This is a genomic window from Tenacibaculum litopenaei (genome assembly GCF_964514025.1).
Classification (GTDB): domain Bacteria; phylum Bacteroidota; class Bacteroidia; order Flavobacteriales; family Flavobacteriaceae; genus Polaribacter; species Polaribacter litopenaei.
Map to the genome: position 1 here is coordinate 95,972 of NZ_CAZEQT010000009.1, position 20,797 is coordinate 116,768.

The following is a 20,797-nucleotide window of genomic DNA, read 5'->3' on the forward strand; positions in this document are numbered from 1 at the left end:
TGCTTTTCATAACAAACGACAAATGAAGACAATAAACTTCTCACGCATAGACAAGCAAAAGTTTTTTAGGACACTTAACAAACGAGTGAATAATTACTTTAAAGAGAATAATTTAAAACGAACAGGAAATTGGAAGTTGTACTCGAAGGCCATCGTAATGTTTGGGCTTTTCCTCATCCCCTTTATCATCATCCTCACCATAGACTTATCACAATGGGTTAAGCTACTATTAACTGTAGTCATGGGAGTTGGTATGGCTGGAGTTGGAATGAACGTAATGCACGATGCCAACCACGAATCTTTTTCGAGCAACAAATGGGTAAACAAATTAATGGGAAGTAGTATTTATATCCTCGCTGGAAACGTGTACAACTGGAAGGTACAGCACAATGTACTCCACCATACCTACACCAATATCCAAGACCATGACGAAGATATTGACGCTGGTAGAATTATCCGTTTTTCAAAGCACGCTAAATGGTTGTGGATACACAAGTTTCAAAAGTACTATTCCGTATTTCTCTACGGACTTTTAACCATTAACTGGGCCATTACTACTGATTTTAAACAGATGCGCAGCTATTTGAAGCGCAAACTTTCGTACGGAAGTTTTCCGAGCCCAGCTACGGAATGGACCAAATTGGTCATTTCTAAACTCGTGTATTACGCACTTTGGCTCGTACTACCGATTGCTGTACTCAACATTGCATGGTGGAAAGTACTCATCGGCTTTTTTGTAATGCACTATACCGCTGGAATTATTTTAAGTGTTATTTTCCAATTGGCGCACGTAGTACCAAAAACTGAAATGCCTCTTCCAGACGAAAATGGGAATATGAAAAATACTTGGGCAATTCACCAATTGTACACCACGGCGAACTTCGCTCCTAAAAATTGGTTAATCAATTTCTACACCGGAGGGTTAAACCACCAGGTTGAGCATCATATTTTTCCGCATATTTCACATATTCACTACAAGAAATTAGCGAAAATTGTCAAGGAAACTGCTGAAGAGTTCAACTTGCCATACAACGAATATAAAACGACGAGAAGGGCTATTATCGAGCACTTCAAACACCTTGCCGAATTGGGAAAAAAACCTCAATTGGCATAAATCAACAACACAATTAATAACAAACAATGTCAAACGCATTATCAAACAGAATTAACAGTTTACCTGTTTCACAAACTTTAGCCATGGCCGCTAAAGCGAGAGAATTAAAGGCTGAAGGAAAAGACATCATCAGCTTGAGTTTAGGAGAACCTGATTTTAACACTCCTGACTTTATCAAGGACGCAGCAATAGAAGCTATCCAACAGGACTACAACTCATACACTCCCGTAGATGGTTACGCAGAGTTAAAAGAGGCGATTTGCACGAAGTTTAATCGCGACAACAACTTGAACTACGCCCCAAATCAAATTGTAGTTTCTACCGGAGCTAAGCAGTCTATTGCCAACGTAGCGCAGGTATTGTTAAACCCAGGAGATGAAGTATTACTTCCGGCTCCATATTGGGTGAGTTATTCTGCTATCGCTACCCTTTGTGAAGCAAAATTTGTGGAAATCCCATCGAGTATCGAGAACGATTTCAAAATTACTCCTGAACAGTTAGAGGCAGCGATTACTCCTAAGACGAAGATGATCTTTTTTAACTCGCCAAACAACCCGAGTGGTACTATTTACAGCGAGGCTGAATACAGAGCACTTGCGGCGGTATTAGAAAAACACCCGCAGATTTACATCTTGTCTGATGAGATTTACGAACACATCAACTACGGAAGTCCGTTGTTTAGTTTTGCTGCCATCGAAAGCATGTACGACCGTACCATTACCGTAAATGGTTTAGCAAAAGCATTTGCCATGACAGGATGGAGAATTGGGTTTATCGGTGCTCCTGCATGGATTGCCAAAGCTTGTACCAAAATGCAAGGACAAATTACTTCGGGAACAAACTGTATAGCGCAACGCGCAGCTATTACAGCGGTTTCTGCTGAACCAAGTGCCGTGCAATACATGGTCGATGAGTTTAAGAAACGAAGAGATATGATGTTGGAACTCTTAGGAGCTATTGACGGGTTTAAACTCAACGTTCCGGAGGGAGCCTTCTACATTTTCCCAGATATTTCTGGTTTCTTCGGAAGAACCATCCGCAATAAAACCATTGCCAATGCCAATGACTTTTCAATGTTATTATTGGAAGAAGCGAATGTAGCTACCGTTACTGGAGAAGCCTTTGGAGCTCCTAACTGTATCCGCTTATCGTACGCTGCTTCAGAAGAACAATTGCGAGAAGCTGTAAAACGCATACAAGAAGTTGTGGGATAACCCCAACATTCAAATTTCACATACTAAAAAGGGATGCTGTAAGCATCCCTTTTTTTATAAGTCTTCTCTGAGTTCTTCCAATTCGGCAATAATCGCATCGAGCTTTGAAACGAGTGTTGCGTATAGTATTTTAGTCGAAATCATATACACCAAGGTGCAAAAAATAGAGATCAAAACCCCTAACACTACTCCGATACCCACAATTTGCAGGAAGTTCATATCTCGGGTGATAAATTTAGATAAAAAGCTCTGCTCACTAATGCTATGAGCCAAAACAAAGATGGACAATACGGCCACAGGAAGGGCGTACATAAACATCTTTTTAGTCGCTTTTATAATCGACATCATGACCTTCTTGTAGTTCTTTAAATAAGTAAGGTTGTCTGATTTTACGTCAATCATATCGAATTGCTTGAGCAACCGCCTGTTAAAAAAATACAAGCACAAGATCAAAAAAGCGCCGTAAAAACCGATAATGGCTTCGGAAAATGCCGCCATCCCTCCGGCTACTAAAATCGCCATAGGAATCAAGCCTTTGTTATCTATTTCGTAGGTGCGTTGTATTTTATGAATTAGGGATTTGGATTTTTTATTGTACAAATCGTTTACTTTTGGAGCGATTAACGCCTGCTCTTCAACAAAGGCTTCGTTCCATATTTTCTCAATTGATTTTTCCATCTAATAAAGTCTTTAATTGTTTTTTTATTCTGTTGATACGAACTGCAATATTGTTAGCGCTAGTTCCAATAATTACAGCAATTTCTTTGTAAGGATTTTCTTCTAAATACAGTAAAATAATCGCTCTATCAACCTCCGATAATTGCTTGATAGCTCCGTATAACAAATTTAAATGCTCGTTTTCAAATGCGGTATTCTGCTCTGAAAGTTCCGGAATCACATCGTTGTTATACGGTTTTCTATTCTGCTTTTTACGAAGTGTTAGACACACGTTCAAGGTAATTCGATATACCCAGGTAGACCACTTTGATTTCTCTTGGAAAGCTGTTCTACTCTTCCAAATTTGCAAACAAGCTTCCTGATAAAAGTCTTCAAAATCTTCCTGAGAATCCGTGTACGCTCGGCAGATTTTGATAATGATTCCCGCATAGGGCACTATCGATGTCGTATAAAAATCGTTACTCAAAATTTGGTTTTATCAGTTAGTAATCTCAGTTTTAAAAATATTACAACAACTAGTGATTTTTTTCAATCCACCTCCATTCACCGCTTTGCTATTACCATCCCTTTACCCGATAACACTGGGAGTAAGGCACAAAAAAAGGGAGGTATAAAAAACCTCCCTTTTTTCTAGTTAATTGTTAACTATTCATTTTTCCAGTCGCACAACTAACAAAAGATTTCGCTTTGTGCAGGACAGTATTTTTATCTCCGACTTCCGGATATCCCATACTCGATAATTTTGCTTTTACCGCTGGGAGCGATGCAGCTTCTGCATCTAAGACTACCTTTGCGTCTTCTACTGAAATAGAGACAGCCTGCACTCCATCAATAGATTGCAATCCTTTGGTAATGGTAGCAGCGCAGCCGCCACACTTTAAATTTTCTATGTATATTTCACTATTCATGTGTCGCGTTTTTTTGTTTCCATTTTGTATAACCACCAGCAACATTGTAAACTTCAAAACCTTTTGAAGCTAGTATTTTCGCTGCTTTCATACTTCGTCCACCAGATCGACAATACAGGTACACTGGTTGCTCTTTATCGAGAAGTTGCAGTGCCTTCTGTTCAAAATCGTCAGCGGTGACTTCTATTTGAAGAGCTCCGTCAATACCTCCAGCTGCCCATTCCTGTGACGTTCTAACATCGACGAGTTGCATCGATTCTACTTTCTGTAATTGTTCTGCCAAGGCAGTGACACTTACCTCACGAACTCCTGCTTGCTGCCCAGTACAACTGAACAAACCTAACTGTAAAAGCAATACTGCTATGAATTGTCTAAACTTCATATCTAAATTTATTGTGAATTCGGACATACTGTTGCCGTTCTAGTCACAGCGGTTTCTTTGATGGCTTTGTATCCACCCGCAACATCAATCACTCCGTGAATTCCCCTCGCCTTAAGTATTGAAGCTGCAATTACCGAACGGTACCCTCCGGCACAGTGCACGTAAAACGGTTGGTTTTCCGGAAATTCCGTTAGGTGATCGTTGATAAAGTCAAGCGGTGTATTAGGTACATCCACTACGTGTTCATTTTCGTATTCACCAGGCTTTCGAACGTCAAATATGGGTAGTTTTCCATGATCTGCGGCCATGGTTTCGGCAGAAACTGATTCCAGTGAGTCTATCTCTTTTCCGGCAGCAGCCCAACTCTCAAAACTACCGTCTAAATACCCTAAAACGTTGTCAAAACCAACGCGTGAAAGGCGGGTAATTGTCGCTTCCTCTTCTCCTACCGGTGTAATTAACACAATCGGTTGCGAAACATCTTTGATCAACGCACCAACCCAAGGGGCAAAGGTTCCTTTTAAGCCAATAAATATCGCTTGAGGTACAAATCCTTTAATAAATTCCGATTGATGGCGTACATCGAGGATAACTGCGCTATTCTCATTGGCTACTTTTTCAAACTCAGCAACAGATAACGCCTTGGATCCAGCTTTTAAAACATCGTCGATAGACTGATAGCCTTCTTTATTCATTTTAACATTGAGTGGAAAGTAAGCAGGTGGAGGTAACAAGCCCTCTGTAACCTCTACTACAAACTCTTCTTTGGTCATGTCTTTGCGCAACGCGTAGTTTGTTTTTTTCTGTTCTCCTATGGTCCCCACTGTTTCTTTACTTAGGTTCTTCCCACAAGCAGAACCAGCACCATGTGCTGGATACACCACAACATCATCTTCAAGCGTCATGATTTTAGTACGCAGACTGTCGTACAATAACCCAGCCAATTCTTCTTGAGTCATGCTCGCCGCCTTCTGTGCTAAATCCGGACGTCCAACATCTCCTAAAAACAGGGTGTCCCCACTAAAGATCGCATGATTATTTCCTTCGGCATCCTTCAACAAATAGGTGGTACTCTCCATGGTATGACCTGGCGTATGCAACACGGTAATACTGATATCTCCTAGCTGAAACACCTCTCCATCAGTAGCGATATGTGCATCGTACTTAGGTGCCGCCGTAGGTCCGTAAACGATGGTAGCCCCAGTTTTTTCAGCCAAGGTAACATGACCGCTTACGAAATCGGCATGAAAATGGGTTTCGAATATGTATTTTATAGTTCCGTTGTTCTTTTCGGCAGTATCTATGTAGGATTGAACTTCACGTAAAGGATCAATAATGGCTACTTCACCATTACTCTCTACGTAATAAGCTCCCTGCGCTAGACAACCTGTATAAATTTGTTCTATCTTCATAATTCACTTTTCACTTATTGATACGCCTGATGAATGTACTGAGCGTATTTTCTTTGATTAATATTATCTCCTGTTTTAAAAAATAGTACTGCTCCATTCGCTCTCATAAAAAAGTGATCTAAGCTCACTTCTTCCAAAAGTCCTCCTCTGAACAAAGCATCTCTTACGGGACCTTTTACGCCAGCAAAATAGAACGTAACCCCGCGTTTTCGATAATAGCGAATTCTGTCTTTCAACATTTCAACACCACTACTATCTACCCTATTAATACTCTCTGCATCGAGTACAATTAATTGCAATTGCTTTCCTTTATCCAACACCATTTCGTCGAGTCGATCTCTGAAATAACTGGCATTGGCGTAAAACAATTGTGCGTCAAAACGGAACACCAAAATTTCAGGTTCCAAAATAACCTCCTTAAATCTATTTTTATTTCTAAAAAAGTCAGATTCTGGTACTTTGCCCAATTCGGTAACATAAGGTCGGGAAGTTCTGAAGATCAATAAGACCAACGACAGTCCAACTCCGGTAATGATACCGTACTCAATACCCAAAAAAAGCGTGGCTAAAAAGGTGGCCAACAACAACCAAAAATCGAGGTTATCGGCCCTCCACAGGCGCCGAGCTTCTTTTACATTGATTAAGTTAAAAACCGCAACGACGATAATCGAAGCGAGTACTGTTTTCGGGAGGTGGTAAAATACCGGTGTCAAAAACAGTAAGGTCAAGACCACTAATATGGCAGCGGTCAACGCCGCTATTCCTGTTTTCCCGCCCGATTCTGCATTGATAGCAGAACGAGAAAAACTAGATGCCGACGGGTAGGCTTTAAAGAGTGAGCCTACAATATTACTCAGTCCTAATGCAATCAGTTCTTGATTGGGACGTATTCTGTATTCATCTTGTTTAGATTCTAGGGTTTTCCCAATAGAAATCGTTTCTAGGTACCCTACCATCACTAAGGTCAATGCAATGGGCATCAATTCGCGAATTAAGGCAATATCAATAACCGGCATCGCAAAACCAGGCAATCCCGATGGAATTTCTTTAACGATGGCAATCCCCTCCCAATTCGCACCGAAATAACGTACCGTTACGATCCCAAACACCACGACAATAAGGGCATTGGGAATTTTTCTATTTAAACGTCTAAAGAATACGATAATTCCACAGGCTACCAAGCCAATTACTGTGGTCGGCACATGCAATTCACCGATTCTCGTGCTGATATCTTGTAGGAGAACGTGAATTTGATCGCTTTGAACAAAATCGACTCCGAACAGATTCCTAAATTGATTGAGTCCAATAATCAGCGCTACAGCCGAAGTAAACCCTGTGATCACCGGTCTCGACAAAAAGTTAACCACGAAACCCAGTTGAAATACCCCCATCGCAAACTGTATACTTCCGACGAGCAAGGCCAACAAAATACTAATGGCAATATAACTTTCCGATCCTGCCAGTGCCAAAGTAGACACTCCTGTTGCAACGATGAGTGAATCCATGGCAACGGGCCCAATAGCCACCTGCCTAGACGATCCAAAAACAGCATATACCAATTGAGGCATCAAGGCTGCATACAATCCGTAAATCGGTGGTAAGCCCGCAATAAGTGCATAGGCTATTCCTTGGGGAATAAGAACAATTCCTACGGTAATACCTGCTAGGATGTCTCCGAACAATTGCGACCTTTTGTACTTAGGTAGCCAATCGAGTATAGGTATCAAGTTTTGAATCTTATTCATTTTCTAAGGTATCTATTAAAATAATTCTCCTTGTCCAGCTCCTGAAACACCTCTGATTTTTCCGAGGTGCTGATAAGCCAAATCTGTCACTTCCCTACCTCTCGGCGTCCTCATTATAAATCCTTGTTGAATTAAAAACGGTTCATAAACCTCTTCTATGGTTTCCGCATTCTCGGCAACTGCAGTTGCGAGAGTAGTAAGACCTACGGGGCCGCCCTTAAACTTTTCAATGATGGTGGTCAATATTTTATTATCCATTTCATCCAAACCATGGGCATCTACATTCAATGCTTTTAAAGCGTATTTAGCGATTTCTATGGTAATGCGACCATCTCCTTTAATTTGTGCAAAATCACGCACCCTGCGAAGCAATGCATTGGCAATACGCGGAGTTCCTCTACTTCGTCCAGCAATTTCAATGGCTGCTTCCATAGAAATAGGCACTCGTAAAATTTGTGCACTTCGTTGAATAATGGTACTCAATAACTCTGTCGAATAATAATGCAAACGACTACTGATACCAAAACGAGCCCGCATAGGAGCTGTCAGCAATCCCGATCGCGTTGTTGCCCCCACCAGCGTAAAAGGTTCCAAGTTAATTTGAACGGTTCTGGCATTGGGGCCAGACTCTATCATTATATCAATTTTAAAGTCCTCCATTGCCGAATACAAGTACTCTTCTACTATAGGGCTCAAACGGTGAATCTCGTCGATAAACAAAACATCACGTTCCTCCAAATTCGTCAAGAGGCCTGCTAAATCACCAGGTTTGTCCAACACAGGACCTGAAGTAACTTTAATTCCTGCGTTCAACTCATTTGCCAAAATATGCGCTAGGGTCGTTTTACCTAATCCCGGTGGTCCGTGGAATAGGGTATGATCTAAGGCTTCATCACGCTGATTGGCAGCCTCAACGAAAATCTTCAAATTCTCAATAGCCTGATCTTGTCCTGTAAAATCATCAAAGGACAGCGGACGCAACTTCTTTTCTACATCGAGTTCTTCGTTAGAATAATGGTCTTTTTCTGGATTTAAATGCTCATTCATACAATTACAAATATACTGTAAATAATAAGTTCACTCTGTAATATAAGTTACGAATGAACCGGTGCTATTGTTAAGCCTTCGCTACCCCACAAGATAGCACAAAAAAAAAGCCTTTCACAAGGAAAGGCTTTTTCTAATATAGTGTGGTTATTAAGATGGCTCTTCGCCTTCTAATAACGGTGTAGTCTGTAATACGAAATCTTTACCGTGTACGTACTCTCCGCTCTCGTCAGTCTTACTGTAATCGTAAGCCCATCTGTGAACTTCAGGAATTGGCCCAGGCCAGTTTCCGTGAATGTGCTCTACTGGAGTAGTCCACTCAAGAGTATTGGCATTCCAAGGGTTTTGCGTAGCCTTTTGTCCGCGGTAGATAGAGATAAAGTAGTTTGCTAAGAAAATGATTTGAGCAAATCCACCGATAATCGCCATTACTGTCATGAACACGTTGATATCCGCTAAGTCGTCAAACATTGGGAAGTTCGTATTGGTATAATAACGACGTGGTAAACCAGCTAATCCGATAAAGTGCATTGGGAAGAATACTCCATATGCAGAGATAATCGTGATCCAGAAGTGCCAGTATCCCATAGTCTTATTCATCATACGACCGTACATTTTAGGGAACCAGTGATAGATACCTGCGAACATTCCGAACAATGCAGATACTCCCATTACTAAGTGGAAGTGTGCCACTACGAAATACGTATCGTGTACGTTGATATCCAATGCAGAATCTCCTAATACCAATCCTGTCAATCCTCCTGTTACGAACGTCGATACTAATCCGATAGAGAACAACATAGCTGGGTTCATTTGTAAATTACCTTTCCATAAGGTAGTCACATAGTTAAATGCTTTTACTGCCGAAGGAATTGCAATTAATACCGTAGTAAAGGTAAACACTGATCCTAAGAATGGGTTCATTCCAGATACGAACATGTGGTGACCCCATACAATCGTAGAAAGGAAGGCAATAGCCATAATAGAACCGATCATCGCACGGTAACCGAAAATTGGTTTACGCGCATTGGTCGAAATAATCTCTGACGTTAACCCAAGAGCAGGTAATAAGATAATATATACTTCTGGGTGTCCTAAGAACCAGAATAAGTGTTCAAATAATACTGGTGATCCACCTTGGTAGTGCAATACCTCTCCCGAGATAAAGATATCCGATAAATAGAACGAAGTACCAAAACTTCTATCGAAGATCAATAACAAGGCTGCCGACAATAATACTGGGAATGAAATCACACCGATGATAGCTGTGATAAAGAACGCCCACATAGTCAAAGGCAATCTCGTCATTTTCATTCCTTTTGTACGTAAGTTCAACACAGTTACGATATAGTTCAACGATCCGATTAACGAAGATGCGATAAAGATCGCCATCGATACTAACCATAACGTCATTCCCGTACCAGAACCTGGAATTGCTTGTGGCAATGCAGATAATGGTGGGTAGATTGTCCATCCTGCTGATGCTGGTCCTGCCTCTACGAAAAGAGAAACAACCATAACTACAGAAGATAAGAAGAACAACCAATAAGAAACCATGTTTAAAAATCCTGAAGCCATATCACGTGCTCCAATCTGTAATGGAATCAATAAGTTTGAAAAGGTTCCACTCAACCCGGCTGTCAATACGAAGAATACCATGATGGTACCGTGAATCGTAACTAAAGCCAAATACATATCAGGGTCCATAACCCCGTCTGTTTGGTGGCTACCTAAAAAGGCCTCGATAATAGAGAACGAAGTCTCTGGCCATGCAATTTGCAAACGGAATAACATAGACATAAATACCCCAATGATACCCATGAACATTCCTGTTACCAAGAACTGCTTCGAGATCATTTTGTGATCTGTACTGAAAATGTATTTCGTTACAAATGTTTCCTTGTGATGATGATCTGACATAATCTATACTTTATATATTTTAAAAATATCTTATTTAATTACTTGCGCTAAGGTTTTCTGATCAGCTAACCACTTGTTGTATTGATCCTCTTCTACAACAGTAATTTTCATCTGCATGTTGTAGTGAGAAGCTCCACAAATTTTATTACAAAGTAATAAGTAGTTAAACTCGTATAACTCTTCTTCACCTTTAGCGGCACGTATTTTATTAATTCCGTTAGTTTTAGCGATTACTTCAGGATTCTGACGCATTTCTTCCGTAGTGTATTTCGGTGTAAATGCGAATTGAGTTACCATACCAGGAACACAGTTCATTTGCGCTCTAAAGTGAGGCATGTACGCAGAGTGCAACACATCTTGCGAACGGAACTTGAATAAGATCTTCTTTCCTTTAGGTAAGTATAATTCCGTTACTTGTTTATCATCTTGAGCTTTTGGGTCAGACATGTCAACACCCATAGTATTCACTCCTTTGATAAAGTTCACGTTTCCTAATCCTAATTCGTTATCAGCACCGGCATAACGAGCATCCCAACGGAACTGTTGTGAGTATACTTCGATAACAATTGGGTTTTCATCATCACCAACGTACATGATGTTGTTCCACTGCCATAAACCGTAACCGATTAACAATACAATCGTAACCGCAGGAATGGTTGTCCACAACAACTCTAATTTGTGACTATCTGCATAGAATAAAGCTTTCTTGTCTTTGTTTCCTCGGTACTTGTACGAGAAGAAAAAGATTAAAAACTGCATACCAAACTGCACTACCCCAATTAAGATAAAGGTAATATTGAATAACCTATCGTCGTGTTCTCCTTCAATAGAAGCAGATTCTGGCAACAAGTAAACATTCATTGCAATTAAACAGTAAATCATCATTGCATAAAGGAATGCTAGGAATCCTATGGCTAACTTTCCCTGTGTGTCATTGTCTTTATCAGTAGCAATTACCGAACGGAAATTCATAATACGGGTGATCTGCCAAAAGCTTACTCCCAATGCAACTGCTATAAAAATGTAAAATAAAGCGAGCATAATATCTAAACTATTATTGTTTTAATTTATTAATTAATGATGATTACTATCTTCTCCTCTGTGTTCGATATTATAGTAATGGTGTGTTTCACTTTCGTGAATAAACGGATTTCCTTTTGCTAGTGGAGCTGCCTTCGCGAAAGCGCTAAACGTTGCAAAGATAAACAATCCGATAAAGAATAATATCGCACTTAATTCACCAATTCCGAATCCCCATTGACCTCCTACAGTTCCAGGCATGATCATCACGAATAAATCAATGTAGTGTCCGATTAAGATAACTACTCCTCCTAAAATTACCAACCAAGGAATGCTCTTAAAGTCACTGTTGATTAATAATAATACTGGGAAGATAAAGTTCAATACTACCATTCCGATAAACGGTAATTGGTACTCGTTAAAACGCTGTGCGTAGTACGTAGTTTCTTCTGGCATATCAGCATACCAAATTAACATGAACTGAGCGAACCATAAATACGTCCAGAATACAGAGAAACCGAACATAAACTTCGCCAAATCGTGGATGTGACTATCGTTTACAAATGGTAAAGCTCCTTTTGAACGCAAGTAAATAGTTACTAACGCGATCACTGTTAATGCTGACACTAACAACGTAGCCAATACATACCATCCGAATAAGGTAGAGAACCAGTGAGGGTCAATCCCCATAATCCAATCCCAAGACATCATTGATTCAGAAACCATGAAGAACGCTGCAAACCCAACACTCATGTTATAGATTTGCTTGTGCAATTTTAAGTCTCCGTTATCTTGTTGAATTGATTTCTTTCTGATAATAAAACGCAATGCATTCCAAACAGCGATGTAGAAAATACTTCTAATCGTCCATCCTGGAACATTCATCCACCAGCTCTTACGATCGATAATTGGATCGTAGTTATCGCTTAATGGATCTACAACACCTTCACCCATCCATGGGAATAAGTGGTTCATGTGCATCGCGGTTAAGATAATGAATACCACCATGATTGCACTCACGTAGTGAATGTTGTTGGTGATTGCTTCCATTACTCTAAATAACACTACTGACCATCCCGCATGTGCAACGCGTTGAGCTGCGTAAAATGCCATTACCAACAATGAAATTCCTAAAAAGAATAACATCGCTACGTAAAATGCAGACCAAGGTCTGTTTTGCATTTGGTGCATTACGTGCTCTACGTGTTCCACGTGTTTTTCGTGCGCGTCGTCATGCGTAGCGTGAGCAGCAACAGCTGCGTGCTTTACTTCTGCCTTATCAGCAGTTGCATGAGCATCTTCTGTATGATGAGCAGCAGCAGTAGTATCTGCAGCGTGCTCTGTAGTTGCAGCCTCTGCATGTGCCGTTTCTGCAACCTTAGTACTATCATGTGCTACATCAGCATGCTCCTCCTTAGTGTCGTGCGCAGCAGTTTCGTGCGTTGCCTCCTCTTTGTGAGTTTCTTCTTTGTGAGCAGCTTCCTCGTGCGCCTCTTCTTTGTGTTCAGGTGCAGCATGAGCTGTTCCGTGACCTCCGTGATGCGCAGCTTGATCATTCAATATCTTTTCAACTTCCTGGAAGTTTTTTGGAGTGGTTGCGAAGTTATAAACCGTACCCAACACCCCTAAAACCATTAGAGCAAGTGCAAATATTTTTAATTTTCCTGTAAACTGATACATATCTTTAAACTATCTATTATAGACTTATTTTAATTCGCTTCTTAATTTCTCAACGTATTGTACTACTTGCCAACGCTCTTTATAGCTAAGTTGAGAAGCATGAGATCCCATAAGGTTTTTACCGTACATGATAACGTGGTAAATGTTTCCTTCAGTTAAATCTCTGTCCTTGTAATTAGGGATACCACTGAATTTATCTCTTTGAGATAATACTCCGTTTCCATCTCCTTTTTTACCGTGACATGCCGCACAATAAATAGTATAAAGTTCCTTCCCTTTTTCCAAGTTCTTTTCGTCCTTAGCTAATGGATTCTTTAACTCAGCTTTTGCCTTTTCGTACCCCTCATTGGTATTCGGAATATCATAAGCGACAATACCGTTTCTGCTAACTGTACCAGCAACTGGTAATCTATCTACAATTTTACCACCTGCAGACGTAGGTCCATTGGCATCATAAGGAACAGAAACATACATATCAGGCATATACTGTACCTGTGGTTTTCTTTTGTTATTACAAGAAATACTACTTGCAATCACTACTAAAGCTAAAACAAATTTTAAACTTTTCATATCTTCCTTATTAATGCTTTTCTACTACGTTAATTTCTACAGCTCCTGTGCTTTCTAATAAAGCTTTTAACTCGTCTTCATTCCCTTCTACTGGAATTTCCATTAAGAAGTGATCATCTGTAGTTCTTGGATCTGGGTTTTCCGCTTCTTTAAACGGCCATAATCTACTTCTCATAAAGAAGGTGATTACCATTAAGTGGGCTGCGAAGAAAACCGTTAATTCGAATAAGATTGGAACAAATGCTGGCATGTTCTCTAGCCAAGAGAAACTCGGCTTACCACCGATATCTTGAGGCCAGTCAGCAATCATGGTATACCAGGTCAACCAAGTTGACACTGCGGTACCAGTAATTCCATATAAGAAGGCAGTAATCGCTAAACGCGTAGGTGCTAAACCTAAAGCCTTATCTAATCCGTGTACTGGAAAAGGTGTAAAAACCTCTTCAATATGATGATGTTCTGCTCTTACCTTTTTAACAGCATCCATTAAGATGTCATCATCATTGTATAATGCGTGAATTACTTTATTAGTGCTCATTGTTTTCCTCTCTTATTTTTTTAAAATTCTCTCCTGAAGATTTCAAAATAGTCTTTACTTCAGCCTGTGCTATTACCGGGAATGTTCTTGCGTATAATAAGAATAATACAAAGAAGAATCCGATAGTTCCTATGAAGATACCTACATCGACGAAGGTAGGCTCAAAACGCCACCAAGTCGAAGGTAATTGTCCCTTACTTAATACAATTGCGATAATGTCAAAACGCTCAAACCACATACCGATGTTGATCGCGATCGAAACTAAGAAAGAAACGATAAAGCTTCTTCTCATTTTCTTGAACCACAAAACTTGTGGAATCATAATATTAAAGATCATTAATGACCAGAATGCCCATCCGTACGCACCTGCTTCTGCACCAAACGATAAGTAGGTATAGTTCTCATAAGGAGATCCTGTATACCAAGCGATGAAGAATTCAGTTGCATAAGCTACGGCTACGATACCACCTGTTAAGATGATTACGATGTTCATGTATTCCACGTGTAAACGCGTAATATAGGCTTCCATATTGGTTACCTTACGCATTACTCCTAATAAGGTTTGTACCATTGCGAATCCTGAGAAGATCGCCCCAGCAACGAAGTAAGGAGGGAAGATAGTCGAGTGCCATCCTGGGTTTACAGAAGTTGCGAAGTCAAACGATACAATGGTGTGTACCGATAATACCAATGGCGTTGCTAAACCAGCTAATACCAATGATACTTCTTCGAAACGTTGCCAGTCTTTAGCTCTACCAGACCATCCGAATGATAATAAAGCGTAAATTTTCTTTTGGAAAGGCTTCACTGCTCTATCACGGATCATTGCGAAATCAGGTAATAAACCAGTCCACCAGAATACTAATGATACCGATAAATAGGTAGAAATCGCGAATACGTCCCATAATAATGGCGAGTTAAAGTTAACCCATAACGATCCGAATTGGTTAGGAATAGGCAATACCCAGTAACCATTCCAAGGACGTCCCATGTGAATGATTGGGAACAACCCTGCCTGGAATACGGCGAAGATAGTCATCGCCTCGGCAGAACGGTTAATTGCCATTCTCCACTTTTGACGGAATAACAACAATACCGCTGAAATCAGGGTTCCGGCGTGACCGATACCTACCCACCATACGAAGTTGGTGATATCCCAGGCCCATCCGATGTTTTTACTCAATCCCCATACACCGATACCTTTTCCAACGGTGTAAAAGATACATCCAAATCCCCAAAGCATTGCCACTAAAGAGATATAGAATGCTATATACCAATTTTTGTTTGCTTTACCTTCAATAGGCCTTGCAATATCCTCTGTGATATCATGGTAACTCTTGTCACCTAACACTAAAGGTTCTCTATAAGATGATTCGTAATGAGACGACATAATCTATATACTTGTTTATTTTATTATTAAGCTTCGTTTGTATTTCTTACTTTCACTTGATACACTACGTTTGGTTGCGCACCGATGTAGTCTAACACGTGGAAAGCTCTCTTATCCTCTACTAATGGAGTTACTGGATCTTCCGGATTGTTAACATCTCCAAATACCATAGCTCCTGAAGAACAAGCTGCAGAACAAGCACAAGCATCGTTAAACTCGTCTTTTCTTACGGCTCTATTTTCTCTCTTAGCTCTTAAGATTACTTCTTGAGTTGACTGGATACAGAAAGAACATTTTTCCATAACTCCACGAGAACGAACAACAACGTCTGGGTTCAATACCATTTTACCGTATTCGTTGTTCATGTTGAAATCAAACTCATCGTTATTAGCATAGTTAAACCAGTTGAAACGACGAACTCTATACGGACAGTTGTTCGCACAGTAACGCGTTCCTACACAACGGTTGTATGCCATTTGGTTTTGCCCTTGACGACCGTGTGATGTAGCTGCTACTGGACATACCGTCTCACATGGAGCGTGGTTACAGTGCTGACACATCATTGGTTGGAAAGCTACCTGAGGATTCTCAGCTGGGTTTTCCAAGGCATCAAATAAATCACCTTTACTCAATCCTAACACGTCTTCAGTATACTTTCTTTCAAGCTCCTGATCAGCAATGCTAGACATTTCCTTTTCAACTTTAGCTTCGATATCTAAATCTTTGTACTTTTCAGCAGTAGCTAAGGTTGCGTATTTCTCTCTTAATTTTTCCTTGTAAGCCGCTTTAAACTCGTCAAGCGTCATATCGTTCTGTACTGTTGATGAGTAGTAACGATCGATACGCAACCAGTGCATATCTCTACCTACACGAACTTCATCTTTACCTACAACTGGTACGTTGTTTTCAGCGTGACACGCTACTACACAGGCACCACAACCAGTACATGAAGTTAAATCAATCGATAATTTGAAGTGGTGTCCGATAGAACGATCGTGCTCGTCCCATAAGTCAATCGTACTTCCTTCAACTTCTTTGTGGTCATAAGACACCATGAACGGCTTGTTCCAAGTGTGCTTAGGATCTAATGAAGTATTGTTTACATCTTTTAACGATGCTTCTCTCAAGATATCGTGACGACCTGCTAGAGTACTTTGTACCTGAATACAAGCAAACTTATGCCATCCTGAAACCTTTTTGATACTAACGTTGTATTGAACGTTCTTACCATCTTTATAAAGCGGGTATGCATTAACACCTACCTGCATTTCTTTCTTTAATCCGTGTGTTCTACCGTATCCAAGTGCCATTCCGAATGATCCTGGCGCCTGACCTGGTTGAACGATTACCGGTACCGTAACAGTAACACCGTTTACCGTAAGCTCCGCGTAGTTTCCGTCAATGGCTCCGTTATCTTTTACTGGATTATCAAAATCTAACTTCTTCGCATCTGTCATCGACATGGTTAGGTAGTTATCCCAAGAAGCTCTTGTTAACGGATCTGGTAATTCTTGCAACCATGGGTTGTTCGCTTGTTTACCATCTCCTAAAGCTACTGACGTAAATAAGTTCAATTCGAAGTCAGACTCCTTATTTGCAGCTAATAATGCTGATGCCACTTGTGCGATATCAACAACAGGTAATTCTGCCGGTGCTTCTACTTCTGGTAATGCTACTTTGAATACTCCGTCGTGCAAGGCTTGGTTCCAAGATTTACCTCCTAAAACATTGGTTGCCCAGAATTCTTTTAAAGTATCGTAGTAGTTAACAGTACTACCTGACCACTTTAATAAGATATCCTGAAGTTGACGCGTATTGAAAATAGGTTGGATTGTTGGCTGCATTAAACCGTATGAACCTTCTTCTACCATTACATCTCCCCAAGATTCTAAATAGTGAGGTGTTGGTAAGCTATAGTTCATGGCAACTGCCGTATCGTCGTTTTGTGTTGCTAAAGCAACTGACAATTTTAATTTCTTAAGTCCTGCAACAAACTCAGTTGCATTTGGTAGCGTGTATACTGGATTCACGTTATAAGTGATTAAACCAGCAACTTTTCCAGCATTCATATCAGCTACTAACTGCGCTACCTCTGTATCGTTACCTTGACGCGTGTACAACGGCGTATTTACGTCGATGATATCACTTTGTAACGCCTTGTTAATTGCAAAAGCAAGTAACTGTGCGTTTTTGTCATTCAATCCGGTAACTACTACTCCTTTTGATCCAGCTTTCTTTAACTCAACAGCCAACGCTTTGATTTGCTTATCAGCTTTCGTTGCTTTGGTTGCTAAGTTAGCTCCTGTAATCTCGTTGTATAAGGTAATTAAAGCGTACACTTGGTGTGAAGGCTTTAAAACGATACGTCTGTCAGCATTTGCACCTGTTAACGACATGTTAGCCTCTAACTGCACGTGGTAAGACATTTTACCAGACTTCACTTTTCTTCCGTCTAAGTAGCTCTTTTCAAAACCACCTTGCCAATCTCCTAAGAAGTCTGCTCCTACCGAAGCAATTACTTTTGCATCGCTAAAATCGTAATTTGGCAAAGCGCGCTTTCCGTACATTGCTTCAAACGCTTCTAACGTTGCATTCTCAGAAACAGCGTCATAAGTTACGTGCTTTACATTTGGATATTTTGCGATAAAATCAGCGATTACCTTCTCAGTAGAAGGACTCGCCAAGGTACCTGTTAATAAAACCACAGGTTGGTTCGTCTCTTTAAAAGACTCTAATTGAGCAATGATCGCCTTATCAGCAGCCTCCCAAGTGGTGTTCTCACCAGCTTTTACAGGCTCTTTTAAGCGTAATTTCTCATCGTATAAAGACAAAATAGATGCCACCGTTCTCGCGTTGATATCTGCTCCTGCCTCTTTGTTTGGCATCACTAAAATAGGACGCCCTTCTCTTGTTTTTACTAATACGTTTGCGAAATCAAACCCATCTGCCATTGTAGTAGCATACCAATCTGCAACTCCTACAACGATATCATTAGGTTGTACTACATAAGGGATTGACTTTCTTACGGGACCTTCACAAGCTGCCAACGAAGCTGCTGCCGTGGTAAATCCAACATATTTTAAGAAATCTCTACGTGAAGTTGACGATGTTTCTAAAGTCTCTTTATCACCTAAAAACTCGTCTGTAGGGATATCCTGTACAAACTCATTGTTACGTAGCGTTTCAACAATAGAACTACCTTTTAGTTCCTCAACACTTTGCCAGTATTTTTTGTTTGAAGCCATTTATATACGTGTTTTTCTACTTTCTAATTGATTAATAGTGGCACTTACCACACTCTTTTCCTCCTAACTGCGCAATTGTTACTTGCTCTACCCCGTACTTAGCAGCCAATTCTTTGTGAATTTTAGCGTAGTACTCATTTCCTTTCAAGTCAACTTTAGTTTCCTTGTGACAGTCAATACACCATCCCATAGTCAATGGAGAGAACTGGTATACTTCTTCCATAGTTTCTACTGGACCGTGACACTTTTGACATTTAACTCCTGCTACAGTTACGTGCTGAGAGTGGTTAAAGTATGCGAAATCTGGTAAATTGTGAACTCTAACCCATTTGATAGGCTTGGTTTTTCCTGTATACTCCAGGTTATCTGCATCCCATCCTACTGCTTCGTAAATCTTAGCGATTTCCTTATCTAATTCTTTCTTCCCTAGCACGCGATCTTCCATGACAACACGGGTATCATCTGCTACTTCAGAAATATTTTTGTGACAGTTCATACAAACATTCGCAGAAGGAATTCCTGAGTGCTTGCTGTGCTTCGCTGCAGAGTGACAGTACTGACAGTCAATCTTGTTATCTCCAGCGTGAATTTTATGTGAGAATGCTATTGGCTGAATTGGCTGATACCCCTCATCTACACCAACCTTAAACAAGGTTCCGAATAAGAAATACGCCGCTACCAAAGCACCGAAAATAGCGAACAACACGTGTAAAAACGTATTTTGCTTAATCCCTTTCCACAACTCTGCTGCTTGCCCTAACAAGCCTGGCGTTTTTGGCGCACCTTTCAACTCACTGATGGTCTTTAACAAACTACCAATAATCAAGAACGCTACAACAATTGCCGCTGCCAAAATGTAAATCAACCACTTAGGAGCAGCATCCTTCACAGGAGCTACTGAAACACCACCATTAGATTTTTCACCCTTAGGTTTAATCTCACCTACGGTGGTATAGTATAAAATATCATCGATATTCTTGTCCGTCAACGTAGGAAACGCCGTCATGTTTGACTGTTTGTACTCCTCGTAGATGGCAATCGCATCTTTATCTCCACTAGCTCTTAACGCATTGTTATCTCTAATCCATGCTTTTAACCAGTCGTTGTCTCTTCTCTCTTCTACACCTCCCAAAGCAGGTCCTACTACCCTCTTATTGAGCTTGTGACAAGAAGAACAAAGCGATTTAAATAATTTTTTTCCTTCCTTTTGACGTGCCATATCCACATCTTGTGAATAGACAGAAGAACTCACTAAAAAGACTAAAAAGAAAGCTAAACTCTGTAAGAGTGTTCGAGTTAATTTACTGTGATGTTTCACACTTTTCATACTTTAAAATATAAATTTGTATCTATTTTGGTACAATTCCTTCTGCAAACCAGCCAAAAAAACAGGCTACAGAAAGTTGCACAAAAGTACTACTTCTCTCTAAATTGTGAAATGTTAAGACTTTCCTAATTGGTAATTTATACTAATTCTAAATAACTGTCACCAACAATCTATTCCTGTGTAAGTCGTTACTTTTGTAAAAAGTTTAAGAAACCATGAAATTAAAGCATTACCTCGTATTTTTACTCGTTTTCTTGGGTACGAGTGCGCTCTTTGCCCAAAGTCAGGCAAGCTATAAAAACACGCAAGCAATAGCGAAACTCATCGAGAAAAAACGCAGCTATAACAAAACCCATAAAGAGGGATTCCGCATCCAATTATACAATGGATTGGAAAAACGTGCCAAGAGCACGCGTTACCGTTTTCAAGTTGAATTTCCGGGAACGGCAACCTATTTAGCATACGATGCTCCAGAGTGGAAAATTCAAGTCGGTCATTACAAAACGCGCTTGGACGCCGACAGAGCACTCAATGAGATACGCGAAAAATTTGACGGAGCTATCGTAGTTCCCTTACAATAAAAAAGAAGTGCTAGGCACTTCTTTTT

At 40.3% G+C, this 20,797-nt stretch carries 18 protein-coding genes; 3 read left to right on the plus strand and 15 right to left on the minus strand.

Annotation, left to right across the window (positions count from 1 at the left end; genetic code table 11):
- The first annotated feature begins 22 nt into the window (after nt 1–22).
- Both ACKTS5_RS18660 and ACKTS5_RS18665 read left to right on the plus strand, forming a co-directional pair.
- Nucleotides 23–1,114 (plus strand): fatty acid desaturase family protein, encoded by a 1,092-nt coding sequence (locus ACKTS5_RS18660; protein WP_408045405.1) that lies wholly within the window; start codon nt 23–25, stop codon nt 1,112–1,114.
- Nucleotides 1,115–1,140: 26 nt separating this feature from the next.
- Nucleotides 1,141–2,328 (plus strand): pyridoxal phosphate-dependent aminotransferase, encoded by a 1,188-nt coding sequence (locus ACKTS5_RS18665; protein WP_408045406.1) that lies wholly within the window; start codon nt 1,141–1,143, stop codon nt 2,326–2,328.
- Nucleotides 2,329–2,382: 54 nt separating this feature from the next.
- Here ACKTS5_RS18665 and ACKTS5_RS18670 read toward each other — a convergent pair whose 3' ends face one another.
- From ACKTS5_RS18670 to ACKTS5_RS18740, 15 genes are all read right to left on the minus strand, one after another.
- Nucleotides 2,383–3,006 (minus strand): hypothetical protein, encoded by a 624-nt coding sequence (locus tag ACKTS5_RS18670; protein ID WP_408045407.1) that lies wholly within the window; start codon nt 3,004–3,006, stop codon nt 2,383–2,385.
- On the minus strand, nt 2,990–3,472 hold the full coding sequence (locus ACKTS5_RS18675; protein ID WP_408045408.1) for an RNA polymerase sigma factor: 483 nt from the start codon (nt 3,470–3,472) through the stop codon (nt 2,990–2,992). The genes ACKTS5_RS18670 and ACKTS5_RS18675 overlap by 17 nt, the downstream gene beginning before the upstream one ends.
- 175 nt (nt 3,473–3,647) lie before the next feature.
- Entirely contained in the window at nt 3,648–3,914 is a 267-nt protein-coding gene (locus ACKTS5_RS18680) for a heavy-metal-associated domain-containing protein (protein ID WP_408045409.1), read from the minus strand.
- Entirely contained in the window at nt 3,907–4,296 is a 390-nt protein-coding gene (locus ACKTS5_RS18685; RefSeq protein ID WP_408045410.1) for a rhodanese-like domain-containing protein, read from the minus strand. Before ACKTS5_RS18685 ends, ACKTS5_RS18680 begins: the two co-directional genes overlap by 8 nt.
- An 8-nt stretch (nt 4,297–4,304) precedes the next feature.
- Nucleotides 4,305–5,708: an MBL fold metallo-hydrolase gene (locus ACKTS5_RS18690; protein ID WP_408045411.1), complete on the minus strand. Its 1,404-nt coding sequence runs from the start codon at nt 5,706–5,708 to the stop codon at nt 4,305–4,307.
- A 14-nt stretch (nt 5,709–5,722) separates the two neighbouring features.
- On the minus strand, nt 5,723–7,453 hold the full coding sequence (locus ACKTS5_RS18695) for a SulP family inorganic anion transporter (RefSeq protein WP_408045412.1): 1,731 nt from the start codon (nt 7,451–7,453) through the stop codon (nt 5,723–5,725).
- 15 nt (nt 7,454–7,468) lie between these two features.
- The gene (gene ruvB, locus ACKTS5_RS18700) at nt 7,469–8,500 is read right to left on the minus strand and encodes a Holliday junction branch migration DNA helicase RuvB (RefSeq protein ID WP_408045413.1); all 1,032 of its coding nucleotides are present in this window, start codon (nt 8,498–8,500) and stop codon (nt 7,469–7,471) included.
- Between the two features lie 150 nt (nt 8,501–8,650).
- Complete coding sequence (locus ACKTS5_RS18705) at nt 8,651–10,420, minus strand: cytochrome c oxidase subunit I (protein ID WP_408045414.1); 1,770 nt, start codon at nt 10,418–10,420, stop codon at nt 8,651–8,653.
- A 30-nt stretch (nt 10,421–10,450) separates the two neighbouring features.
- Nucleotides 10,451–11,461, minus strand: coding sequence for a cytochrome c oxidase subunit II (locus ACKTS5_RS18710; RefSeq protein WP_408045415.1), 1,011 nt, complete (start codon nt 11,459–11,461; stop codon nt 10,451–10,453).
- A gap of 33 nt (nt 11,462–11,494) precedes the next feature.
- Nucleotides 11,495–13,120: a quinol:cytochrome C oxidoreductase gene (locus tag ACKTS5_RS18715; RefSeq protein ID WP_408045416.1), complete on the minus strand. Its 1,626-nt coding sequence runs from the start codon at nt 13,118–13,120 to the stop codon at nt 11,495–11,497.
- A gap of 24 nt (nt 13,121–13,144) precedes the next feature.
- A complete protein-coding gene (locus ACKTS5_RS18720; protein ID WP_408045417.1) occupies nt 13,145–13,690 on the minus strand; it encodes a c-type cytochrome in 546 nt (181 codons plus the stop codon).
- Between the two features lie 10 nt (nt 13,691–13,700).
- A complete protein-coding gene (locus tag ACKTS5_RS18725) occupies nt 13,701–14,228 on the minus strand; it encodes a DUF3341 domain-containing protein (RefSeq protein ID WP_408045418.1) in 528 nt (175 codons plus the stop codon).
- Nucleotides 14,218–15,618: an NrfD/PsrC family molybdoenzyme membrane anchor subunit gene (gene nrfD, locus ACKTS5_RS18730; protein WP_408045419.1), complete on the minus strand. Its 1,401-nt coding sequence runs from the start codon at nt 15,616–15,618 to the stop codon at nt 14,218–14,220. Before nrfD ends, ACKTS5_RS18725 begins: the two co-directional genes overlap by 11 nt.
- A gap of 26 nt (nt 15,619–15,644) precedes the next feature.
- A complete protein-coding gene (locus ACKTS5_RS18735; protein WP_408045420.1) occupies nt 15,645–18,863 on the minus strand; it encodes a TAT-variant-translocated molybdopterin oxidoreductase in 3,219 nt (1,072 codons plus the stop codon).
- 31 nt (nt 18,864–18,894) lie between these two features.
- Nucleotides 18,895–20,190 (minus strand): c-type cytochrome, encoded by a 1,296-nt coding sequence (locus ACKTS5_RS18740; RefSeq protein ID WP_408045421.1) that lies wholly within the window; start codon nt 20,188–20,190, stop codon nt 18,895–18,897.
- A gap of 215 nt (nt 20,191–20,405) precedes the next feature.
- Here ACKTS5_RS18740 and ACKTS5_RS18745 point away from each other — a divergent pair, with 215 nt between their 5' ends.
- Entirely contained in the window at nt 20,406–20,771 is a 366-nt protein-coding gene (locus ACKTS5_RS18745; RefSeq protein ID WP_408045422.1) for an SPOR domain-containing protein, read from the plus strand.
- Nucleotides 20,772–20,797 lie beyond the last annotated feature (26 nt).